Annotated in this window: 21 protein-coding genes; 13 read left to right on the top strand and 8 right to left on the bottom strand. The window is 61.8% G+C overall.

The window, feature by feature from the left end:
* Positions 1-31: 31 nt before the first annotated feature.
* The gene (locus CN311_RS08250; RefSeq protein WP_097572823.1) at positions 32-427 is read right to left on the bottom strand and encodes an acyl-CoA thioesterase; all 396 of its coding nucleotides are present in this window, start codon (positions 425-427) and stop codon (positions 32-34) included.
* 113 nt (positions 428-540) lie between these two features.
* Between CN311_RS08250 and CN311_RS08255 the strand changes: the two genes are divergently transcribed.
* Positions 541-1122: a GNAT family N-acetyltransferase gene (locus CN311_RS08255; RefSeq protein WP_208866456.1), complete on the top strand. Its 582-nt coding sequence runs from the start codon at positions 541-543 to the stop codon at positions 1120-1122.
* Between the two features lie 101 nt (positions 1123-1223).
* Here CN311_RS08255 and CN311_RS08260 read toward each other — a convergent pair whose 3' ends face one another.
* Positions 1224-1604, bottom strand: a complete 381-nt coding sequence (locus tag CN311_RS08260) for a type II toxin-antitoxin system VapC family toxin (protein ID WP_097572825.1) — start codon at positions 1602-1604, stop codon at positions 1224-1226.
* Positions 1604-1822 (bottom strand): AbrB/MazE/SpoVT family DNA-binding domain-containing protein, encoded by a 219-nt coding sequence (locus CN311_RS08265; protein ID WP_280954028.1) that lies wholly within the window; start codon positions 1820-1822, stop codon positions 1604-1606. The genes CN311_RS08260 and CN311_RS08265 overlap by 1 nt, the downstream gene beginning before the upstream one ends.
* 247 nt (positions 1823-2069) lie before the next feature.
* On the opposite strand from CN311_RS08265, the gene CN311_RS08270 reads away from it, so the two are divergent.
* From CN311_RS08270 to CN311_RS08280, 3 genes are read left to right on the top strand one after another with little or no spacing between them, the layout of a single operon-like run.
* A complete protein-coding gene (locus tag CN311_RS08270) occupies positions 2070-3686 on the top strand; it encodes a GMC family oxidoreductase (RefSeq protein ID WP_097572827.1) in 1617 nt (538 codons plus the stop codon).
* Positions 3683-4897, top strand: coding sequence for a mandelate racemase/muconate lactonizing enzyme family protein (locus tag CN311_RS08275; protein WP_097572828.1), 1215 nt, complete (start codon positions 3683-3685; stop codon positions 4895-4897). The genes CN311_RS08270 and CN311_RS08275 overlap by 4 nt, the downstream gene beginning before the upstream one ends.
* Positions 4894-5811, top strand: a complete 918-nt coding sequence (locus CN311_RS08280; RefSeq protein ID WP_097572829.1) for an NAD(P)-dependent oxidoreductase — start codon at positions 4894-4896, stop codon at positions 5809-5811. Before CN311_RS08275 ends, CN311_RS08280 begins: the two co-directional genes overlap by 4 nt.
* A gap of 91 nt (positions 5812-5902) precedes the next feature.
* Here the strand turns inward: CN311_RS08280 and CN311_RS08285 are convergent, their stop codons facing one another.
* Positions 5903-6841, bottom strand: coding sequence for a diacylglycerol/lipid kinase family protein (locus CN311_RS08285; protein WP_097572830.1), 939 nt, complete (start codon positions 6839-6841; stop codon positions 5903-5905).
* Positions 6842-7609: 768 nt separating this feature from the next.
* Between CN311_RS08285 and CN311_RS08290 the strand changes: the two genes are divergently transcribed.
* From CN311_RS08290 to CN311_RS08300, 3 genes are all read left to right on the top strand, one after another.
* A complete protein-coding gene (locus CN311_RS08290; protein WP_097572831.1) occupies positions 7610-8044 on the top strand; it encodes a hypothetical protein in 435 nt (144 codons plus the stop codon).
* 6 nt (positions 8045-8050) lie between these two features.
* Complete coding sequence (locus CN311_RS08295; RefSeq protein WP_097572832.1) at positions 8051-9181, top strand: hypothetical protein; 1131 nt, start codon at positions 8051-8053, stop codon at positions 9179-9181.
* 128 nt (positions 9182-9309) lie between these two features.
* A complete protein-coding gene (locus CN311_RS08300) occupies positions 9310-9825 on the top strand; it encodes a hypothetical protein (protein ID WP_097572833.1) in 516 nt (171 codons plus the stop codon).
* A gap of 268 nt (positions 9826-10093) precedes the next feature.
* Here CN311_RS08300 and CN311_RS08305 read toward each other — a convergent pair whose 3' ends face one another.
* Positions 10094-11716 carry an FAD-binding oxidoreductase gene (locus CN311_RS08305; protein WP_097572852.1) on the bottom strand — a complete coding sequence of 541 codons (1623 nt, stop codon included), beginning with the start codon at positions 11714-11716 and terminating at the stop codon, positions 10094-10096.
* Between the two features lie 177 nt (positions 11717-11893).
* Here CN311_RS08305 and CN311_RS08310 point away from each other — a divergent pair, with 177 nt between their 5' ends.
* Entirely contained in the window at positions 11894-12388 is a 495-nt protein-coding gene (locus CN311_RS08310; protein ID WP_097572834.1) for a YegJ family protein, read from the top strand.
* Between the two features lie 13 nt (positions 12389-12401).
* Here the strand turns inward: CN311_RS08310 and CN311_RS08315 are convergent, their stop codons facing one another.
* Positions 12402-13370, bottom strand: a complete 969-nt coding sequence (locus CN311_RS08315; RefSeq protein ID WP_097572835.1) for a DUF3137 domain-containing protein — start codon at positions 13368-13370, stop codon at positions 12402-12404.
* 219 nt (positions 13371-13589) lie between these two features.
* Positions 13590-14471, bottom strand: a complete 882-nt coding sequence (locus CN311_RS08320; protein ID WP_097572836.1) for a hypothetical protein — start codon at positions 14469-14471, stop codon at positions 13590-13592.
* On the opposite strand from CN311_RS08320, the gene CN311_RS33830 reads away from it, so the two are divergent.
* A complete protein-coding gene (locus tag CN311_RS33830) occupies positions 14470-14682 on the top strand; it encodes a CFI-box-CTERM domain-containing protein (RefSeq protein WP_425351060.1) in 213 nt (70 codons plus the stop codon). The two genes, CN311_RS08320 and CN311_RS33830, sit on opposite strands and share 2 nt — an antisense overlap.
* A gap of 44 nt (positions 14683-14726) precedes the next feature.
* Here the strand turns inward: CN311_RS33830 and CN311_RS08325 are convergent, their stop codons facing one another.
* Entirely contained in the window at positions 14727-15782 is a 1056-nt protein-coding gene (locus CN311_RS08325; RefSeq protein ID WP_097572837.1) for a CapA family protein, read from the bottom strand.
* A 160-nt stretch (positions 15783-15942) separates the two neighbouring features.
* On the opposite strand from CN311_RS08325, the gene CN311_RS08330 reads away from it, so the two are divergent.
* From CN311_RS08330 to uvrB, 4 genes are all read left to right on the top strand, one after another.
* Entirely contained in the window at positions 15943-17199 is a 1257-nt protein-coding gene (locus CN311_RS08330) for a hypothetical protein (protein ID WP_097572853.1), read from the top strand.
* 109 nt (positions 17200-17308) lie between these two features.
* Positions 17309-17674: a hypothetical protein gene (locus tag CN311_RS32190; protein ID WP_133117154.1), complete on the top strand. Its 366-nt coding sequence runs from the start codon at positions 17309-17311 to the stop codon at positions 17672-17674.
* A gap of 26 nt (positions 17675-17700) precedes the next feature.
* Positions 17701-18408, top strand: coding sequence for an HNH endonuclease (locus tag CN311_RS08335; RefSeq protein WP_208866457.1), 708 nt, complete (start codon positions 17701-17703; stop codon positions 18406-18408).
* A 120-nt stretch (positions 18409-18528) separates the two neighbouring features.
* Positions 18529-21693 (top strand): excinuclease ABC subunit UvrB, encoded by a 3165-nt coding sequence (uvrB, locus tag CN311_RS08340; RefSeq protein WP_097572839.1) that lies wholly within the window; start codon positions 18529-18531, stop codon positions 21691-21693.
* The last annotated feature ends 119 nt before the right edge of the window (positions 21694-21812 follow it).

The raw sequence follows: 21812 nt of genomic DNA on the forward strand, positions 1-21812 counted from the left end.
TGGCGATATCGAAACTTGGAGATCTGGCCGGTCAGCCTTCCGCCGGAACCGCCTTCGGCTTGCCTTCGCCGTCCAGTGCCACCATGACGAAATCGGCATGGGTGACCTTCTCCATCAGGTCGGAAAGGTAGCGCTGCGCCCAGGCCTCGACCTTGAGCGTCATCGACGTGCGGCCGACGCGTTCGACATGGGTGTAGATGCACAGCGTGTCGCCGATCTTCATCGCCTTGGCGAACGACATCTCCTTCACCGCCGCCGTCACCACCCGGCCCTTGGCGCGCTCGGCGGCGCGGATGCCGCAGGCAAGATCCATCTGCGCCATCACCCAGCCGCCGAAAATGTCGCCTGCCGCATTGGCATCGGAGGGCATCGCCAGGGTTCTCAGCGTTAGGTCGCCGATCGGCTGGCCTTCAGCGTAGTGCACCATGCGGAAATTCCCCCAGACCGACAGTTCCAATCACGTATCGGCATGGCGCCGATGCGTCAACGCGTACCAGCAAGTGCTAGACTGTGCAAAGTGAGTTGAGGAAGGCAGCCGACATGAAACTTACCTTTTGCCCTCTGACATCAGATCTTTGGCCCGCGCTCGAGGAGCTGTTCGATGAGAGCGCAGTCTGCAGTCGCTGTTGGTGCATGTACGGGCGCATCGGTAGCTCTTATCGAAAGCGACCGGGCGAGGAAAACAAGGCCGCGTTCCGGCAAGCCGTCGAGAATGGTCCTTCCCCAGGCGTACTTGTTTTCAACGGCGATAAGGCTGTCGGATGGTGCCAGGTGACACCGCGAGATGCCGTGCCCTGGCTCGATCGGCTGTGGGGGCTCAGGCGGGTGGATGATGTGCCGGTCTGGTCCTTGTCCTGCCTCTACGTGCGAAAAAGATACCGCCGGCAGGGCGTCACATCCCACCTGATCGCAGCGGCGCTGGAAACTGCGCGGCGCGCACATGCCCCTGCGCTCGAAGCCTATCCCTTTGACGCCGACGTGTCGCCGAGCGCTTCCGGCAGTGGATATGCCTCCACTTTCGCCCGCGCCGGATTCAGCGTTGTCGCTCGCAATGTGCCAGCCCGCCCGATCATGCGTTATTATTTCAAGCAAAATGCTGATGGTGACGTGAATTACGAATAACGGTGCACTTGACCATATTTGCAACCCAGAAAAACGAGTCAGCGACGAAGGAATGGTGCACTGTCACCGTAATTCCGCATCACCCCGCGGCCCGAACAAGGTCAGCTCTGGATCTTTTCGATGAAGGTGACATCTGGCAGGCTCTCGAAATGCTTGTCACAAGTCAGGAGCGTCGCGTCATGCGCTCGAGCGGTCGCGAAAATGATCGCATCTGCGGTCGCCAATTTGTGCCTCCGGCAGGCTTCGGCGGCCGCCAGGGCGATTTCCGTGTCAAGCGGGACCACCGTGCAGACCTGCGTAAAGGCGATGGTCTGATCAGCTTTGTCTTCGCCTACTTCGCGAGTGAGCCATTTTGCGAGTTCCAACTGCACCATGGTCGGAACGAGCCAGTCGGCTCGCTCGGGCAGATGATCGGCCACCTGCTCTCCGGTCGGAGAGCCTATCAGCCATTCGATCCAAGCCGAGGTATCGACGAGCACCATCAGAAACGGTCCGACCGGTCGCGATATTCCGTCGCCGAAGCGCCCGTCGCCAGCCCCTTCAACGCTTCGCGCTTCGGCACAGGGACGAGTAGCACGCCCGTTCCCTTCGGGATGAAGGCAAAGGTCAGGCCCGCCTCCCAATGCTGGGCGGTCCGGATCGCCTTGGGGATCGATATCTGGAACTTCGAGGACAGGGTTGCAGTGTTCGACATTGTCATACCCTCATTTGATCGATATGCCAAACGTAAGACGTAGTGAAGGTCGATGCAAGGGCGCAGCCGTCTGGGGAGCCATCGCATAAGATGTCGACCCCCATAGATATCAAGCGCGAATGTCGGAATCGCCCGCAACCCGACCTGGCACCGCCGGTCGCTTTTTTCACAACCGATGCCGGAAGGCACGGCGACTTGGGAAGCGTGCGCCGTCTAGGCTGCGGCCAGATTTCCGGAGCAGCCCGCATCCATCATGCAGAGTTTTGATTTCATCATCGTCGGCTCCGGCTCGGCCGGATCGGTCCTGGCGGACAAACTGTCGGCCTCCGGCCGCTTCTCCGTTCTGGTGCTGGAAGCCGGCGGCACCGACCGCCGCTTTTACGTGCAGATGCCGCTCGGCTACGGCAAGACCTTCTTCGATCCGGCGGTCAACTGGAACTACAAGGCCGAGCCGGATTCCGGCCTTGCCGGCAACGCCGACCACTGGCCGCGCGGCAAATTGCTTGGCGGCTCGAGCTCGATCAACGCCATGGTCTGGATCAGAGGCGCGCGCGAGGATTTCGACGCTTGGGCGGCCGCCGGCAATCCCGGCTGGGGCTATGACGATATCCTGCCCGCCTTCAAGGCGCTGGAAGACAATGAAGCTGGCGCCGACCGCTGGCGCGGCGCCGGCGGGCCGCTGCACATCACCGACTGTTCGAATTCGGTCCATCCGTTGACGAATCGCTACCTTGCCGCCGGCCAGCAGGCCGGCCTGCCGCTCAATCCGGATTTCAACGGCGCCTCGCAGGAAGGCGTCGGCATCTACCAGATCTCCACCAGGAATGGCCGCCGCATGTCGGCCGCCCGCGCCTTCCTGCGCCCGGCGATGAAGCGCAAAAACGTCCGCGTCGAGATGAATGCGCTGGCGACCCGGATCCTGTTCGAGGGCAAGCGCGCCGTCGGCGTCGAATATCTGCAGAACGGCGAGACGAGAACCGCCCGCGCCGGACGCGAAGTGATCCTGTCCTGTGGTTCGGTCAACTCGCCGCAACTGCTGCAACTGTCCGGCATCGGACCCTCGGCGCTGCTCAAGGGGCTGGGCATTCCGATGGTTGATGCCAACGAGAATGTCGGGGCAAACCTGCAGGACCATGTCGGCATCAACTATACATTCAAGGGCAGACTGCCGACGCTCAACCAGATCCTGCGCCCATGGTGGGGCAAGTTGCTGGTCGGCATGCAATATATCCTCATGCGCTCCGGCCCATTGTCGCTGTCGATGAACAATGCCGGCGGCTTCTTCCGCACCGACCCGGCCGCCAGCCGGCCCAACATGCAGCTCTATTTCCAGGCCTTCTCGACCGTCATCCCGAAAAGCGGCGAACGCCCGATCCTGACGCCGGATCCCTGGCCGGGCTTTTCCATCGGCCTGTCCAATTGCCGCCCGTCGAGCCGTGGCGAGATCATGATCCGCTCCAGCAACCCGCGCGACTATCCCAGGATCACCGCCAACGCCTATTCCACCAACGCCGATGTCGATGAAATGCTGGCGGCGGTGAAATTCGTGCGCAAGATCGCCTCGATGCCGGCGATGGCCGAAATCATCGAGGAAGAGGTTCTGCCGGGTCCGTCAATCCAGTCCGACGCCGACCTGATCGCCGATTTCAGGAAGCGCTCGGGCACCGTCTATCACCCGGTCTCGACCTGCCGCATGGGGCCGGACCCCGCGCGCGCCGTCGTCGATCCGCGGCTGAAAGTGCACGGCCTTGACGGTGTGCGCGTCATCGACGCCTCGATCTTTCCCGACAACATCACCGGCAACACCAACGCCGCCTCGATCATGACCGGATGGAAGGGCGCCGAACTGGTTCTGGAGGACCAAAAATGAAAATCACCGACGTCAAGACCTGGGTTGTCGGCAACCCGCCGCCGGGCATCGGCGGCAAGTATTTCATCTTCGTCAAGCTCACCACCGATGGCGGCGTCGTCGGCTATGGCGAAGCCTATAACGCCACCTTCTCGGGCCACGTCACGGCCAGGATGATCGAGGACATGGCCGAGCGCTACCTCATCGGCCGCGACCCGCACGATATCGAGAACTTCTTCCGCCGCGCCTATTCCTCGGGCTTCACCCAGCGCCCGGATGTTTCCGGCATGGGCTGTTTCTCCGCGCTTGAAATGGCCTGCTGGGACATCATCGGCAAGGAGGCCGACAAGCCGGTCTTCAAGCTGCTCGGCGGCCAGGTGCACGAGACGCTGCGCTCCTACACCTACCTTTATCCGCACACCGGCAGCGTCCATTCCGAGGACGCGCCGGACGGCAGGAACGTCTACAACGACCCTGAGATGGCCGCGGCCTGCGCGCTCGAATATGTCGAGCAGGGTTTTAATGCCGTGAAGCTCGATCCGGCCGGCCCTTACACCGCCTTCGACGGTCACCAGCCGCGCCTCATCGACATCGATGTCTCCACCCGCATGGTCAAGGCGATCCGCGAGGCTGTCGGCACCCGCGCCGACATCCTGTTCGGCACCCACGGCCAGTTCACCGCATCAGGCGCGCTGCGCCTCGCCCGCGCCATCGAACCTTACGATCCGCTGTGGTTCGAAGAGCCGGTGCCACCCGACATGCCTGAGGTGATGGCGCAGGTCGCCCGCGGCACGTCGATCCCGATCGCCACCGGTGAGCGGCTGACAACCAAGTTCGAGTTCGCCCGTGTCATAGAGAACCGCGCCGCGACCATCCTGCAGCCGGACCTCGGACGCTCCGGCGGCATTCTCGAAACCAAGAAGATCGCCGCCATGGCCGAGGCCTACCACATCCAGGTCGCGCCGCACTGTTATTGCGGACCGATCGTCGGCGCCGCCAACATCCAGCTCGCGGTGACCCTGCCCAACTTCCTCATCCTGGAATCGCTGAAGCAATGGGACGGCTTCCACGCCACGCTGCTCAAGAAGAAGATCGAATGGCAGGACGGCAACGTCATCCCGTCCAGGGAACCCGGCCTTGGCGTCGAACTCGATGAAGCCGTCTGCGAGGCGCATCCCTGGAACGGCAAGGACTTGCATCTGCAGATGATGCAGACGCCGTTGATGCCGTGAGCGAAAGCTACGCCTTCATCGGCCTTGGCCATCTCGGCGGCAACCTTGCCGCCAGCCTGGTCCGCAACGGCTTTGCCATCACCGTCTTCGATCGCGACCCCGCCGCCGTCGAACGGCTGGTGGCACTCGGGGCCACCGCCGCGAACAGCCCGGCTGAAGCCGCAGCGCGGGCTGGCAACGCCATCACCTGCCTGCCCTCGCCGAAGGTCAGCGAGGCGGTGCTGGCCGGCCCCGGCGGATTGCTTGACGGTCTGCCCAGGGGCGGCAGCTGGATCGAAATGTCGACCAACGGCCGTGACGAGATCGTCCGGCTCGCTGCACTTGCCTCCGCGAAAGGTATCGAGACCTTGGAATGCCCGGTCACCGGCGGCGTGCATCTGGCGGCGGTCGGAAAAATCACCGCGCTGGTCGGTGGCGATGCAGCGCTCTATGCGCGTCATCGCCCAGCCATCGAAGCGATGTGCGCGAAGTCTTTCCTGATGGGTCCGGTCGGCGCCGCGGCGGTGATCAAGGTGATCACCAACATGCTGGCCTTCATCCACCTCGTCGCCGCGGGCGAGGCGTTGATGCTGGCAAAGCAAGGCGGGCTCGACCTTGCCCAGTCCTATCACGCGATCGTCGCCTCCTCCGGCAACAGCTTCGTCCACGAGACCGAAAGCCAGCTCGTGCTGAACGGTTCCTACGACATCGGCTTCACCATGGACCTGGCGCTGAAGGACCTCGGCTTCGCGCTTCGTATGGGCGAGGATTTCGGCGTGCCGCTCGATCTGGCCTCACGCGTCAACGCGATTTTCGAGCAAGGCAAGGCCGCCTATGGCGGCGGTGCCTGGTCGACCCAGATCGTCAAACTGCTGGAAGATGCAGTCGGAACGGAGCTGCGCGCGCCCGGTTTCCCGGCAAAACTGGAAATCTGACCTCGCGTAATTATCAAGCGATTTCAGTGGATTGAGTGGATCGCCGGAATCGCGAGCGGAACAACCTGAAGCAATCTCTCAACGCGTTGATTCAACATCTGAGCGTCAGAGCACCGGGGAGAAGCTCGAATGTCGCCGGTATGCGCCCGGGCGACTCACCGTCTATGTCGACCAGCGCGCCGTTCTTATCCACATCGCCGAGCGGTTCGACAACCACTTTTTTGCCGCGCAGGATGGTGATCGCCGGATGGTTGCGATGCCGGCCGCCATAGAGCAGGCGGATGTCCCAGATCAGTTTCAGCTTGCCGGCCGCGCGCAGGATGACGATGTCGAACTGACCATCGTCAAGCTCGGCGTCCGGCGCGATCATCATGCCGCCGCCGAAGAATTTTCCGTTGGCCACCGCCACCAGCGCCATGCGCGCCTCGACCGGCGCGCCATCATCGACGGTGATCCTGACGTCCTGGAACCGGTAGCGCATGAATTCCCATACTGTGCGCCAATAGAACAACGCCCTGGCCGAGACCTTGCCCTTGCGCTTGTCGGCATTGACCGCGCGGTCGGTGGCGCCGGAGAGGCCGAGGCTGGCGATGTTGATGAAATGGCGGCTGGCCAGCGCGCCGTGATCGTCGATATAGCAGATGCGCCCGGCATCGACCTTGCGGGGCTTGGCGCCGGCGATGCGCTTCAGCGTCAGGTCGACTTCGCCGGAGAGGTCGAGCCCGCGGGCGAAATCGATGCCGGTGCCGCAAGGCAAAAGGCCGAGCGCGGCCGTCCGGCCGTGTTCCTGAAAGGCCTGCAGCAGCCCGTCGGCCGTTTCGCTGGCCGTGCCGTCGCCGCCCGCCGCAATCACCAGCTCGAAACCGCTGGCCGCGAGGTCGAGCGCCAGCCTTTCGGCATCGCCTTCGGCCTGCGTTTCGCGCAACTCGAAATCGCCGAAGTGCTTTTTCAGCGACGCACTGATCTCGGGCCAATGCCGTTTCAGCCGGCCGCCACCTGCAATCGGATTGAGCACCACCCCGACCTTCAAGCAACCTCCCCCAAAGGACGTCGAGGGCGCCGCGGCCCTAAAATCCTTTGCCGGCCCAGAATCTTTACCGGCCCAAGAATCCTTTGCCGGCATTGAAGCCCGTGACGGCCGGCGGAGCAAGCGCCGAATATTTGACGATGTTCGCCGTGGATGTCCTCACCCCGCCCCAGGCCGGGCCTGTCTCGAAAAACGCACTGGTCCCCGATAATCCCGCTATTCACAGGCTCGGGCCGGTTCCCCAAGACACTTATCCGGCATACATTGAACCCATCTCAGGCGGCTACCGATCGCCACGCCGAAAGGCAAAGCGGAACGGCGGATTTCCTGAGGCCCGTACGGCCCGGAACGATAGCAGGCTTGCCTGCAGGAGGGACGGATGCCGAGACCTACGGGGCCGCGGAAAGCGTGCGAACGCCAACGGCGGACCGATGCTGCCATGAAGGACGGCAAAAACCTTCGATGGCGCGCTGGATGAAGCTCGCAAGGGTGAAGGCCGGCGTGGTCCCGAACGGACGCTGCTCTCGGGTAGCGGACTGGCAGGACCGTCAAAATCAAGGCCGGCATGGCGCGACGTCTTTACGGAAGTTGCTGCCGCGACCGTGTCCTGATCTGACAGGGAGGCGCTGGGAGAAATCCCGGCGCCGACTGTCTTTTCGACCGGGCATCCACGACCCGGCATCCCCCACAATTTTTACGGTCTTTTTGGTTGGGGCTGCAACTGGCACCAAAATCAGCTAACGTTTAGCGTCACTTGGAGGGGGATACTTCATGACGTTAATCCAGAAGCTTGCCATAGCCTACGCCTTCCTGTTCTTCGGCGTCGTCGCCATCGGCTACATACCGGCCTTCAACGACGCCAATGGCAATCTGTTCGGATTGTTCTCGCTGCAATGGTATGACGACCTTCTGCATGCCTTTTCCGGCGTCTGGGCGCTGGCCGCCGCCTTCATCTCGCACCGTCAGGCGGTGTTCTATTTCAAGCTGTTTGGCTCAGTCTATCTGTTCGACGGCGTGCTCGGCCTGGTAACCGGTTCCGGCTGCCTCGATGCCGGCATCTTCATCAACGGCTTCCGCTCCCTGAACGACGTTGAATTCCCGGCCCGTTTCTTCGCCAACCTGCCGCACCTCGTCATCGGCGGCTTCGCCGTCTATGTCGGCTTCTGGCTGTCGAAGCGCGTGTACGATCATTTCGCCACGGCCTGAGCGGCCATGTTCCTGCTCCGCCTGATAAAGCGCATCATCAAGGCGATCCTCTGGCTGGTCGTCATCGTCGTGCTCATCCCGATCGTCGGGCTGGCCTATGGCTTTCTCACCACGTCGTCTCTCGACACCGCACCTTTGCCGGGCATCGCCGACGGCGCTCCGCCCAAGGCCTTGGCCGACAAGGTGCGCACCGAAATCCCCGGTTACCAACGGCCGGAGGAATCGACCTTCCTCACCTATCCGGAATGGGCGATCGTCTACGCCGCCCGCGACTATGCCGGCTTCGTCGACAAGAACCAGCCGAGCGGCTTTCCCTATTGGTCCTGTATCGGCCGCTACTGGCAGGACTATGCGATGGTCATCCGCGCCAGCTCCGGCTACAAGTTCAACCTCGCCAACCACCAGATGCTGGTGATCATCGGCACCAGCCATACGATCGAGCATGCAATCCAATGGGCCTATGAGAACACGGTCGGCCGCATCACAGAAGCGACCGCCGGCAGGCGGACCGCCGCCGACATCTACCAGGCCAAGGTGGCGGCCGAATATGCAGGCTTTCTCGATCAGACGCCGTGGTATCAGTTCCCCTATGCCGAAAAGCGCGCCGGCCTGTTTGCCGTCGAGCCGGCGCCGGATGATGGCTCCGTCCGCACCAGCGAACGCAAGCTCGCCTTCGGCCTCGCCGATACGATCAAGCAGTTCTATGCCGACCTGATCAGCCAGGCGGTCGCGGCCACCTCCGAACCGGCCATGCTCGACATCCACGTCTGGGCCAAGGGGCCTGTCGGCGAAGCGACGCGCAACGAGCCGGACACCTTGCTCGAGCGCGACTACGGCGCCGACGGCACGATCTTCGTCACCCGGCGCTACCAGGTGTTCACCGACATGATCCCGCGCCTGATCGGCAAGGGCATCTCCTTCGTCGAGATCGGCGGCAATGACGAGATCTTGGTCACCACGCTCTCCAATGACGAGATCGCCGTTCCCGATGGCGCCCGCATCCTGTTCAGCTATGAAATCCCGGCGGAACCGGCCACGCGCCGAACCGGGCTGACCGTCGCCGTGCGCAAGCTTCACACCGTGCTGCCGGCGCTGATGAAGGCTGGCGCCAAGCTGGAGCATGTCTACGACTACTGAGGCTTTTCGGTCACAGTCGCCGCCCCGTGAAACGTTGCGCAACACTTCGCCTTGCACATTCCCTGATCGCGGCCAAATCCTGCCTTTTTCTACCCTGACTGGTAGAGGGAACGCGAAGGGACCATGCCGTGATCAAGACCGCCCTTGTCGCCATGACCATCGTCGGCTGCGACTGCGACGCCAAGCTTTGCGAATATATCGGCGAGACGCCGGCCAAATGGTCGACCGTCGCCGAATGCGAAGCGGCGATGAAAAGCCAGATGCTGCATGAGCGCAATTTCAATTACCCGCTGGTCTCCGGCATTTGCCGCGCGAAGGGCTCGTCGTCCGCCTCGCAATTGGCCGAGACGGCGTCGCGCCCGGAACTAAAGCCGGCCAGCCGGGCCGTTCAACCCGAAAGCCCGCTGCCGCCGGAATTGAGCCGCCGGCCGAGCGTCCCGGTCGGCTCGCCGACGACGGCCATGGAGGCCGCCTCCGCCCGGCCCGTCGCCTATGAACAGATGGTCGACGACGGCGTGCTTTATCGCACGAAGAATGGCTATGCCCTGGTCAAGACCGACCTTGGCCGTGCCGCCTCGGCGACTGCCGACGCGGCAAAGCGATCCGTGAACTGGCTGGCCGGCCTGGTGCCGACGGGACTGTAGACCCTCGGTTGGTCTCGAAGGTTGAATGCCTGACGACAGGGTGAACGGCTGAAACATAGCGCTCTACGGCCCCCCCTCTGTCCTGCCGGACATCTCCCCCACGGGTGGGGAGATCGAATGTCGCGACCGTTTTCGCCAATTTTCAACGTTGCAAGACGAGAGGCGGCGAGCAAGCTGCCAATCTCCCTCCTTGTGGGGGAGATGTCCGGCAGCACAGAGGGGGCGCCGTAGAGCGCTACTTTCTTGGCATGAAGTCCTTTCCTGACGTCTATGCCGTCCCGCTCAGCCCCTTCAGCGCCCGGTAAAAGGTCGAGGAGAACAGCTCGGCCGGATCGTACTGCCGTTTCTTCGCCAGGAAGGATGGCAGCTCCGGATAGGACGCAAGCAGTTGCTTGCCGGTGTAGTGCAACTGGTACGGCAGGAAGAACCGCCCGCCATGCCTGATCGTCAGGTCGATCAGAGCCCGTGTCAGCTCACGCATCCTGGCATTGCCGTCGGCATCGGTTGGCTGGTTGATGTAGAGCACCAGCGAGTAGGCCGGCTCCGGCGCATAATTCAGCGCGATGTCCTCCTTGTGGACGATACGCACCGAGGCGTTGAGCACCGGCAGGCTCTGCTTGCGCAGGATTTCGCGCGCCTCGGCGATGAATGGATTATAGGCGGCGCGCGGAATAAAATATTCGTGCAGTATGTCGGTCTCGTCCCTCAAGTCGTTGAACAGATAGGGCACCGAATCGTGCATCGGATTGTTGCGCGTAACGAGGCAGGCCTCGCCTTCTCCCATCGCCGCCGTTCGCGCCACCGTGCAGCTCTCGAATTTCGGCTCCAGCGTCTTTTCGGTGAACCATTTCAGCTCCTGGAACAGGCTGCCCCATTTCGCCAGGTTCATGATCACCCGCTTCAGGCCAACGCCGCCCGGCTCGCCGATATCAGGCTGGTCCGGCGGCGGCTGCTCGGCAACCTTGTCGTAACGGTAGACGATCATGTCCTCGAGGAAATTGCCCGGCGCCGTCGACAGATGCCCGTAAAACAGACCGATCGTCCTGTTTGGTTCCAGCACCTCGGCGAAGAACGTCGGAAAGTCGTCCGATTTGATGATATCGCGCGAGGTCCGGTAGACGGCGTTGTCGACGATGTCGAGCGTCGCTTCCAGCACGACGCCGAACAGGCCGTAGCCGCCGACGACATGACGGAACAATTCGGCGTTTTCGCTCAGGGAGCAGGTCGTCACAGAACCGTCGGCCAGCATCACCCGCATCGAGCGGATCGAACCGGCCACCGAGCCGGCCTGATGGTCCATGCCATGCGCATTGACCGACAGCGAACCGCCGACCGAAAAGATGTCGGTCGACTGCATCGCCTTCACCGCGAAGCGCGGATGCAGCAGGTTCTGGATGTCGTGCCAGCAAGCGCCGGGCTGCAAGGTCATCGTCCTGGCCGCTGCATCGACGCTGATCTTGTTGAACTTTCTGAGGTCGAGCACCAGCGCATTGTCGTCGAAGGCGTGGCCGCCCATCGAATGGCGCACCGCGGCGACCGAGACTTTCAGCCCGTTAGCACGGGCGAAGGCCAACGCCCTGGCGATGTCGTCTTCCTCGCGCACCTCTACCACGCCGTAGACCGGCGTCATCGACAGGCCGCTGGCATCGTTGATGGCGCCGCCCTTGGCTGACCATGGCAGCGAAGGATCGAAGGCCGGAGAGGTCGCCAGCGGCTCCAGCGGCAGCGGGATGCCGTCTATGTCGACGACGCGTCCGGTATTCTTCTGTCCCGACGGACCGCGCGCCAGCCGCGCCACCGTCGTCCCGCCCCACAGCGCCGCCCCACCGACGACCGCCGCGCCAAGCAGCAGCCGCCGCGACAGGCGAAACCCTTTGCGTTCTTCGACCATCATGCACCCCCGCTCGCATCGATAGCGTGGGGCTCTGGCAAAAACCATAGCGCCGCGCGGTTGCGCCATCAAAAGCGTGGCTTCCTATAGTTGCAATCGAGATAATCTTCGCGCCAGGACTGAAAAAGTTCGAAGCAAATGCATGATGATGTCGACCGTTGTAAGGGCACCCATTCCATGACCTACGCATTCCACGTGATACTGTCCCTGATGCTGGCGCTTGCTCCTGTATCCGCCGAGGCGCAGGACCCCAGTCAGGGCGACGACGGCGTCGTCGCGGTGGCGCCGGACGATCCGGACATGGCGGCGGCGACTGCACAGGCACGCGCCAGCCTGGATGAATTCCTGGCGTTGTCCCAAACACCGCCGCCTGGGACGGACACGTTCAAACTGAAGGTGATGATAAAGGACGCAAACGTGACCGAACATTTCTGGGTCATCCCGTTCCAGCGGACCGAAACCGGATTCGGGGGGATACTGGCCAATGAGCCGCAGGCTGTCCGCAACGTCGCGGCCGGCCAGTATATCGAATTCAACCGGGACGATATTTCCGACTGGGGGTACACCAGAAACGGCCACCAGGTCGGCAGTTTCACCGTTTGTGTGATGTTCAAGTCGATGTCTAAGCAAGAAGTCGACTACATGCGAACCCACTACGGCTTCGATTGCTGATCGCCCAGCCGGACTAACCCGCCTCGTCCCTCGCCCCGATCTTGCGCACCAGCGCCGCCGTCGCCAGCATCGCGCCGATATCCGATATCATCGGCGCGACATGCGTCTGGTAATCGAGCGGCACCGAGATATCGGGCAGCTCGAAGAAATTCTTCGGCTGCGGCAAGAGCAGAAAACCGTCGCTGCCGTTGAGCGCGACGCGCGCCGGCTCGTCGGGCCATGTTTCGCCGAGCCATTGCAGCGCCTGCGCCAGCCGGCCGCTCACCAGCGGCTGGGCCGCCTGCGCATTGTCGGTGCGGAATTCGTAAGCCGCATCGAGTGCCGGCACGCCGCTGGACAGTTCTTCCATCTTGCTGGCGAACATGCCGCGGAAAAAGCCGACGACCACATTGGCCCGGCGCGTCGCCACCAATATGCCGGGAAACGGCGCGATGGTTTCGAAGGCGACGATGACACCCTTGAATGCGGTCGACGAACCCTTGCCCGTCCCTTCCCGCAGTTCCGCCTCATAAAGCTCGAACGGAAACCCCTCATAGCGGCCGGAGACGATGTCGTCGAAAGCCTGCCGGTTGAAGGAACCGACCACCTCGCGCGGCAGCCGGTCGAAGGAGTTCGGCGTCACGCCGTGCTGGTAGCGCATCTCCGCGATGAAGCCGAAGATGATCGGCAGCAGCCGTTCGCGAGTCGTTTGCTGCAATCTGCTCGCCGGCTTGATTGCCTGGAAATAGAGCACGATCGCCGCGACGAAGCCCGCGACATAGAGGAACACATGAGGCGTCGAGACCCATTGCTCGTTGGGATCGGCGATCTTGTTGAAGAGCCACGCAACCAGCGCCACGAACACCAGCACCAGGCCGATGAACAGCGGCACCCGCCACCGGACCTGCCGGTAGGCCGAAGCTCTCTCGGCTTCATAGGCATCGAGATTGCTTTTGATAGCGGCGATGTCAGCTTCACCAGCCATGAAATCCGCAGTTTCCATCGCCACCCCCGTCGAAAATCCGCCTGTGCCTCGGCATGATAGCCGCTTCTGCGGGAAAGTCGCCAGCCAGTGGGCCGCTCGGAAAGAGTTGGTTGCGATGCTCGTTGGGTCGCTTCGGCGCTTTGCTGGGCGAACGGGTCTTCGCCCGCCCCTCGCAAGCTCTGAGCACTTAACGGCCTTATTCCGAATGTGCAAAGATGCGGAGATAGCGGGCCGACCCTAAGTTGCGTAGTTGAGGTTTTTCTGATGGTCTACATCATTCCGGTTGTAGGTGAAGCTGCGACCAGTAAATTCCCGGCAGAATCTGGTGTAGTGTTCCTTACCGAAAGAGTCAATGTAGACTATCTTGCCAAAAACAAAGAGCCTTTCACCAGTTTTTTTATGAATTTTGATTAGGTCGTTAACTGTTCTGCCCTGAAACTGAGGAACAAACCCTTTGTATGGCCACGTTTCACCATGTCCAATAACAGAGTCGTCAGGATAAATTCTTTCGAACGCGCTCTCCTTTTCAGGATCTGGAGGACCATCAGCGAGAACGTAGGAAATGCGGAGCTTCCGTATCAGAGCAGGAGTGCGCCCGAAATTCTTGAAGGTCACGCCTTGCGTCGACAATATCCTGCCAAGTTTGTCTTTGGTTTTAATGGTCGTGAACAATCGTACGTGCGGTCGCTCGGATTGGACCAGTCCGAGCGCAGCATCGCGCGCCGCGAAAGCGGCATAGGCGGTAGCGAACAGGGTAAGGACAAGAAGAAACAGGCCAACTGCACTGACGTACAAAGTCCACGAGGCGGCATTGGCGCTTTCTTGAGCGGCGCGGACGGCGGCCCATTGGGCGCAAATCTCTGATCCGTTCTCGGCTTGCAGATCCTCGCAGCGCTCTGCATTTTTGGCGGTGCCGCTTACAGGACCAGGACTTTGTCGCTGATTGCCCTCGAAATTATTCAAGTGGGGTGGGCTGTTGGACTGAGCATAGCTTTGTGATGGCCAGACAAGGCACGAGAAAGTCATTGCCAAGACCACCAATCCATAGAATATACGTGTGGTTTTGCGCAAGGTTGCATTGAATCGGATGGCGTACACAGTAAACACTTTTTGCTTCATGGCCACGGCGCTCGACGGGAAATACAGGGAGACGCCTTTACAAAAATTTTTGCAGTTCAGAGATCGCTATTTGAGCCAAAGTCGATTTGGTCGCTCCGTGATCAAGGCATACTATGTCTTGAGTCCCGGAGCCGCAAAAATGCTTATCCGTTTTCCGGCATTTCGTAGAACAACAAAGTCATCCCTTTTGCTATTATCCAAGGTTTTGTAGCGTTAACAGACTTGCAAGCGCCGGTTATCGCATACTTCTCAAGATCAGCCATCGCCGCTAAAACATCCAAAGATCGCGCCCAACCGGCCTTCGGCCTTGTCGCGCATTCGACCTTCCAGTGCCTCGACCGCAACCAGTCGCTCGTGGTCGCCGGCCCGCAGCCGCAGGAACGGGTGCAGCCGGTAGGCGGCGATCGCCGCGCGCGTGCCGGCCTCAGTGCTGACATCGACGACGAGAATGCCGCCGATGCGGCCGGGCCATGGCTGGCGCGAAAAGGCGGTGCCGAGAAAATCGCCGAGCCCATAGGCGACGAGCGCCTTGCCGATCCGCTCGACCGGCTGCACGACATGGGCATGGTGGCCGGCGATCAGCCCGACGCCATGGCCGGCCAACCGTCTGGCCAGCGCCCGCGTATCCGGTCTGGGGAAATGCCGGAACTCCCAATCCCAATGCGGCACCGCGCAGAGGAGATCAAGGCCGTCAAATGCATCGCGCGGCCAGCGCGCCGGATCGGATTGCATCGAAACGCAGCTCGCGGACGAAGTCGCATCGGCATTGCGCCACAACGTGAAGGCGGCAAAGCCGATGCTGAGCGGCCCGATCGCAATGCGCTCGACCGGCCCCTTCGCCGCGGCGCCGATGGTGCGGATGCCGAGCCGCTCCAGCGCCGCAAGCGTCTCGTCGAAGCCCTCGACACCCTGATCGAGCACATGGTTGTTGGCGAGCGACAGCACCAGCCTTTCACGCGCTATGCCGACGGCCGCCAGCGCCTCGGCGAGAAACCGCTCGGTCATCGCATGATGGGTGCCAAGCCGCGTGCCCATCGCCGCGCTTGGCCGCTCCACCACCGGGCTTTCGCAATTGCCGACCACCAGATCGGCGGAGGCGAGCAGCGCCGCAATCGCCGGATCGCAGTCCGGCGCACTGCCATTGGCCACCGCCGAGATATCGCCGACGAACGCCAGCCGAATTGTTTGCGCCGGCAGCGGTTCGATCAAGGTCGCAGCCGCCGCCGCAAAGCCTTCTTGATCGCCGCCAAGCGAAGGCCGAAGGAAGCGCGGCAGCCACGACAATTTGTAGGAAAGCGGATAGTTCGACACGCGACGCCCAATTGTTTGCCTTGTGTAGACTGTCTGCCGGACGGGTTGAAGCGTGTCCGCGTACATCAGGCAGTGAAACCGTGGACGCATTCCCTAGCATCGGGCGCAGCGCACCAAATGCGTGTATGGTCCATCAGAGATGGTGCAGCGGAGGAACAAGATGACACGAATTGCAAACCTGCTGGCGTCAGCCCTCATCCTGTTCCTGCCACTGTCTTACGCGTCGGCCGCGACGCCGGAAGCGGCAATCACCCTGTTCGCCGCGAAAACCGTGGCCGAACGCAACACCGCACTGGCAACGCTGGAAGCGGCAGCACCCGGCGATCCGGCAGCCGCCTACGCCGCCGGCGCCGGCGAGTTCTTCACCGCGCTGGAGATCCTGGCGAGCGGCCTGCATCGCCATGGTTTCGAGAGCCCGCAATCCTTCATGCTGCCGCTGATGCGGCTTCCCGTGCCCGACAATCCCAATCCCCGGCCGCTGACCTATGAGGAATTCCGCGCCATCCTGGTCGGCTTCCGCGACCGGCTGGAAAAATCCGCCGCCACGCTCGGCTCCGTGCCCGCCGGCGCCGATATCGGCATGGAGGTCGATCTCACCCGCCTCGGCATCGATCTCAACGAGGACGGCGCCATTGCACCTGATGAAAGCGGCGCCGCGATCATGGCGGCCCTGGCGCGAGGCAGCATCACGACGGGCGATGCCGCACCTGCGCTCGCCTTCCGCTTTGACCGTGCCGACGGCTACTGGCTGCAGGGCTATGCCGAATTCCTGATGGCGCAGGCCGATTTCTGGCTGGCGCATGATTTCAGGACCATGTTCGACGGCTCCTTCCACATGCTCTTCCCGCGCGCCAAGCTTCCGCTGCAGGACACGCTCGTCCCGTCCGATGGCGGCATGAGCGGCAGCATTCTCTCCTCTGAATGGCGGATCGCCGACTTCATCTCGCTGGTGCATCTGGTCAACTGGCACGTGGTCGAACCGGAACGCCGGCAGGCGGCGCGCCGCCATCTCATGGAAATGATCCGGCTGTCGCGCGAGGACTGGAAGGCGATCCGCGCCGAGACCGACAATGACCGCGAATGGCTGCCCGGGCCGCAGCAGAAGGGCGCCAGCCCGCTCACCGGCCTCGACGTCGGCGAGGAGCAGGTGCAGGCCTGGCTCGCTACGCTCGATATGGCCGAGGACCTGCTTGAAGGCCGCGCCTTGCTGCCGCATTTCCGTATCGCCGACAAGGGCATCAACATGAAGCGCTTCTTCGACGAGCCGAAACCCTTCGACCTCGTGCTGTCGATCACCGGCCCGGCCATCGCGCCCTATCTCGAAAGCGGCAGGATCCTGACCAGCGGGGAGTTCGACCAGATCCAGCGCCAGTTCGGTGGCGCCGGATTCCTGACCTTCGCGCTGTGGTTCAATTGAGCTGTGATCAACTCGAAAAGAACTGGTTTCAATCGGTCATGCTTCAGCGCTTTGGTGTATATAGTGTGGATTTAGAAAAACCATCCACATATTTTCCAGAGCTAAAATCATGATGTCTCTCGTTCCAAAAGAAGATTACCCATCGGAAACACGCCGCCTTCCTCAAGGAAAGCGGCTCATGACAAAAGTCTCATACGTTTATAGAGACGCCTCTAATTACAAATTTTGGGGGGAGTTTAGGCTACTAGGCAAGATTAATATCGAGACGATAGGGTCGTTTCTCTTTGATGGCGAATATTTCATTCCAGAGAAGATCGGCCTCCCCCCACTTCGCCCGGACAAGACAAATGAGGATGACCATTTATTGCACTCGCTTGAAGCTTGCGAAGCTGTAGAAGACTGTACTTTTTCGATGACAGTCGCTGAATTTGCACGCCGAATTCGTCGCGCTCATCAGCGAGGCTGGTTCTATTGAAGCGACGACTGTGGACAGAGGAGGAGGTGAGAAAGGCGGTCGCCTTGTACGTCCAGACTCCGTTCGGAAAAATCCATAGCGGCAACCCGGAAATAATCCAACTTGCGCTGCAAATAGGTCGAACGCCGGCCTCGGTGGCGTACAAACTTGCAAATCTCGCAAGCCTTGATGAGACAATATCGCAATCTGGGATGAGTCATGCCAGTTCCCTCGATCGCGAGATTTGGTCCGAGTTCTTTGAATCTCTTCGAGAAGAATCAAGACAGATCGTGATCGAGAAGCGGGATAGCGCCGGGTTTTCGGACGAAGGCACATCTGTCTATCTGTACGAAAATCCAGGATCACTTGATCGATTTGGGATAACGAAATTACGATCGCGGCAAGGTCTATTTCGCACCATGGTGCTTTCCGCCTACGACTTTAAATGCGCTGTTACCGGAATTGAGCAACCAGAGTTGCTAGTTGCCGGCCATATCAAACCTTGGTCTGTTGAAATTGAACGTAGACTTGACCCACGAAACGGAATTTGCCTGAACCGCCTTCATGATCGCGCCTTCGACTTGGGGTTGATTACGTTCGAGGCTGATGGGAGAATGCTTGTCTCACCTCATATGAAGCACGAAAGCCGAAGCAAGATCACACAGATGGGTGACGCGCGATTGCGGATGCCGCGTCGCTTTCTACCGGATCAGGAGTTGCTTCGCTATCATCGAGAAAACCGATTTCTCGCGTGACGGTGGTCTATTTTGACTATCACGCCCTCCTGACAGCCTTCTGTCAGCAGCTTCGCCTGGCACTGTGCCCCTCTTCACTCCGCTCTTTCCATTTTGGCCGATACCTCCCATATTTGGGTCATGGCCAAACCCTCCGATAAGAAGACGCCCTCGCCGGCGCGTGATATCAGTGCTTCGCCGCCCAAGCGGCGCAGCCCGCTGACCGATTTCCTCGATGCGTCGGAGCCGCTGCACAAGGGCGGCTTTGCCGAAGCGCCGCAGGCCGAATTGTCCGGCACGCCGCTCACCGGCTCGATCGCCGACTGGGCCGAGCAGATCGAACAGGAAGCGGAGAAGGAAGGGCGCGGTTCCGGCGGCGCCAAGCCGCCGAAAGTGGCAAAGAAGATTCCCGAACGCTCTGCCTCCCCTGGCCGCACCGCACGCGGCACTTCGATGGGTGGCGCGGCCTCGGCCAGGGAGAGAACCGCGGCCGGCCTCAATCCTGTTGCCGGCCTCGACATTTCTCTCGAAGACGCCGAGACCATGACCTCCAGCGGCGTCACCGCCACTGTGGCCGCGTTGTCGGCGCTGATCGAATCCGGCAATCCGCTGCACAAGGACGGCGTGCTGTGGACGCCGCACCGCCCTGCCCGACCGGAAAAATCCGAAGGCGGCATCGCCATCAAGATGGTCTCGGATTTCGAGCCGGCCGGCGACCAGCCGACGGCAATCAAGGATCTGGTCGAAGGCGTCAACGACAACGACCGCACCCAGGTGCTGCTCGGCGTCACCGGCTCCGGCAAGACCTTCACCATGGCCAAGGTGATCGAGGAGACGCAGCGCCCTGCCCTGATCCTGGCGCCCAACAAGACGCTGGCCGCGCAGCTCTATTCCGAGTTCAAGAAATTCTTCCCGGAAAACGCCGTCGAGTATTTCGTCTCATATTACGACTACTACCAGCCGGAAGCCTACGTCCCGCGCACAGACACTTTCATCGAGAAGGAATCCTCGATCAACGAGCAGATCGACCGCATGCGCCACTCGGCGACGCGCTCGCTGCTGGAGCGCGACGACGTCATCATCGTCGCTTCGGTGTCCTGCATCTACGGTATCGGCTCGGTCGAGACCTATACGGCGATGACGTTCCAGATGCAGATCGGCGACCGGCTCGACCAGCGCGCGCTGCTCGCCGACCTCGTCGCCCAGCAATACAAGCGCCAGGACGTCAACTTCGTCCGCGGCTCGTTTCGCGTGCGTGGCGACACGATCGAGATTTTCCCGGCCCACCTGGAAGACCGCGCCTGGCGCATCTCGCTGTTCGGCGACGAGATCGAAGCGATCACCGAGTTCGACCCTCTGACCGGGCAGAAGACCGGCGAGTTGAAAAGCGTCAAGATCTACGCCAATTCGCACTATGTGACGCCGCGACCGACCTTGAATCAAGCCATCAAGTCGATCAAGGAAGAACTGAGGCACCGGCTGCAAGAGCTTGAAAAGGCTGGCCGTCTTCTGGAGGCGCAGCGGCTGGAACAGCGCTGCCGCTTCGATCTGGAGATGCTGGAGGCGACTGGCTCCTGCGCCGGCATCGAGAACTATTCGCGTTATCTCACCGGCCGCCAGCCCGGCGATCCGCCGCCGACACTGTTCGAATATATCCCCGACAACGCGCTGGTCTTCATCGACGAAAGCCACGTCACCGTGCCGCAGATCGGCGGCATGTACCGAGGCGACTTCCGCCGCAAGGCGACGCTTGCCGAATACGGATTCCGCCTGCCCTCCTGCATGGACAACCGGCCGCTGCGCTTCGAGGAGTGGGACGCCATGCGCCCGCTTTCCGTCGCGGTTTCGGCGACACCCGGCGGCTGGGAGATGGAGCAGTCCGGCGGTGTCTTCGCCGAGCAGGTCATCCGCCCGACCGGCCTGATCGATCCTCCGGTCGAGGTGCGCCCGGCCAAGACGCAGGTCGACGATGTCGTCGGCGAGATCCGCGAGACCACCAAGGCCGGCTACCGCACGCTGGTGACCGTGCTGACCAAGCGCATGGCCGAGGATCTGACAGAATATTTGCACGAGCAAGGCATCCGCGTCCGCTACATGCACTCCGACATCGACACGCTGGAGCGCATCGAGATCCTGCGCGACCTGCGTCTGGGCGCCTTCGACGTGCTGGTCGGCATCAATCTCTTGCGAGAAGGCCTCGACATTCCCGAATGCGGCTTCGTCGCCATACTCGACGCCGACAAGGAAGGTTTCCTGCGTTCGGAAACCTCGCTGATCCAGACCATCGGCCGCGCCGCCCGCAATGTCGACGGCAAGGTCATCCTCTATGCCGACCAGGTCACCGGCTCGATGGAGCGGGCGATGGCCGAGACCAACCGCCGCCGCGAAAAGCAGATGGAATGGAACGCGGCCAACGGCATCACCCCGGAATCGGTCAAGTCGCGCATCTCCGACATTCTGGACTCGGTCTACGAGAAGGACCATGTCCGCGCCGACATCTCGCAGTTCACCGACAGCGCCGGCGCGATGATGGGCAACAACCTCAAGGCCCATCTCGACGCCATGGAAAAGCAGATGCGCGACGCCGCCGCCAATCTCGACTTCGAGAAGGCGGCCCGCATCCGCGACGAGATCAAGCGGCTGCGCGAGATGGAACTGTCGATCTCGGAAGATCCATTGGCCAAATACGCCGACATGGAAAGCCCGGTTTCGGGCCGCGAGAAGGGCAAGCACAACAAGGGCGTGGCCAAACATCGTACATCGGAGGAACAGGAGCGTTTCCGCAAGCTCGACGAAGCACGTGCCGCTGAAGAAGCAGCCAAGGCTGCCCGGCCCAACCTCTTCCGCAAGCCGGAGTTCGAGGAAATGGGCGCCGACGGCGCGGTACCGGTCAAGAAGCCGCTGTTCGCCAAACCCTCGATCGACGACATGGGCCCGGGCACCGATATGCCGACGCCGGCAGGCGCCGTCTCGCGTTCGCTGTTCAAGAAGCAGTCGGCGCAGGAAGCGCACGGCTCGGATTTCGGTATACCGGGCGAACCAACCAAGCCGTTGTTCAAGAAGAACTCGCTCGACGAGATGACCGTGCGGCGCACGGAAAAACCGGTCGAGGGAAAAGTGCCAACCAAGCCCCAGCCGATCTCCCCCCGTGTGGGGGAGATGCCCGGCGGCGCAGGCGCGAAGGATCGCGACGATTCCGCCAAGCCAATCGTTCGCCAGCGCGCCGGCATCGGCTCTTACGAGGATCCGGGCGACGCCCGCCGCGAAAAGCGCCGGCCGGGAAAGACTGGTCGACCCAGGCGCTAGCGATCCTTCACGCCCCCTCTGTCCTGCCGGACATCTCCCCACCGAGGAAGGACAATCGCATATGGCGCTCCCCCTCTCCGTCTCGGCTTCGCCGAGCCACCTCTCCCCCATTCCATGGG

It is taken from the genome of Mesorhizobium sanjuanii (assembly GCF_002529485.1).
In the GTDB taxonomy this organism is placed as follows: Bacteria; Pseudomonadota; Alphaproteobacteria; order Rhizobiales; family Rhizobiaceae; genus Mesorhizobium; species Mesorhizobium sanjuanii.

What these genes read in the sequence shown, in the direction of transcription:
- CN311_RS08250 (WP_097572823.1), bottom strand. Translation starts at nt 427, where the DNA reads ATGGTGCACTACGCTGAAGGCCAGCCGATCGGCGACCTAACGCTGAGA.
- CN311_RS08255 (WP_208866456.1), top strand. Translation starts at nt 541, where the DNA reads ATGAAACTTACCTTTTGCCCTCTGACATCAGATCTTTGGCCCGCGCTC.
- CN311_RS08260 (WP_097572825.1), bottom strand. Translation starts at nt 1,604, where the DNA reads ATGGTGCTCGTCGATACCTCGGCTTGGATCGAATGGCTGATAGGCTCT.
- CN311_RS08265 (WP_280954028.1), bottom strand. Translation starts at nt 1,822, where the DNA reads ATGACAATGTCGAACACTGCAACCCTGTCCTCGAAGTTCCAGATATCG.
- CN311_RS08270 (WP_097572827.1), top strand. Translation starts at nt 2,070, where the DNA reads ATGCAGAGTTTTGATTTCATCATCGTCGGCTCCGGCTCGGCCGGATCG.
- CN311_RS08275 (WP_097572828.1), top strand. Translation starts at nt 3,683, where the DNA reads ATGAAAATCACCGACGTCAAGACCTGGGTTGTCGGCAACCCGCCGCCG.
- CN311_RS08290 (WP_097572831.1), top strand. Translation starts at nt 7,610, where the DNA reads ATGACGTTAATCCAGAAGCTTGCCATAGCCTACGCCTTCCTGTTCTTC.
- CN311_RS08295 (WP_097572832.1), top strand. Translation starts at nt 8,051, where the DNA reads ATGTTCCTGCTCCGCCTGATAAAGCGCATCATCAAGGCGATCCTCTGG.
- CN311_RS08305 (WP_097572852.1), bottom strand. Translation starts at nt 11,716, where the DNA reads ATGGTCGAAGAACGCAAAGGGTTTCGCCTGTCGCGGCGGCTGCTGCTT.
- CN311_RS08310 (WP_097572834.1), top strand. Translation starts at nt 11,894, where the DNA reads ATGACCTACGCATTCCACGTGATACTGTCCCTGATGCTGGCGCTTGCT.
- CN311_RS08315 (WP_097572835.1), bottom strand. Translation starts at nt 13,370, where the DNA reads ATGGAAACTGCGGATTTCATGGCTGGTGAAGCTGACATCGCCGCTATC.
- CN311_RS33830 (WP_425351060.1), top strand. Translation starts at nt 14,470, where the DNA reads ATGGCCACGGCGCTCGACGGGAAATACAGGGAGACGCCTTTACAAAAA.
- CN311_RS08320 (WP_097572836.1), bottom strand. Translation starts at nt 14,471, where the DNA reads ATGAAGCAAAAAGTGTTTACTGTGTACGCCATCCGATTCAATGCAACC.
- CN311_RS08330 (WP_097572853.1), top strand. Translation starts at nt 15,943, where the DNA reads ATGACACGAATTGCAAACCTGCTGGCGTCAGCCCTCATCCTGTTCCTG.
- CN311_RS32190 (WP_133117154.1), top strand. Translation starts at nt 17,309, where the DNA reads ATGATGTCTCTCGTTCCAAAAGAAGATTACCCATCGGAAACACGCCGC.
- uvrB (WP_097572839.1), top strand. Translation starts at nt 18,529, where the DNA reads ATGGCCAAACCCTCCGATAAGAAGACGCCCTCGCCGGCGCGTGATATC.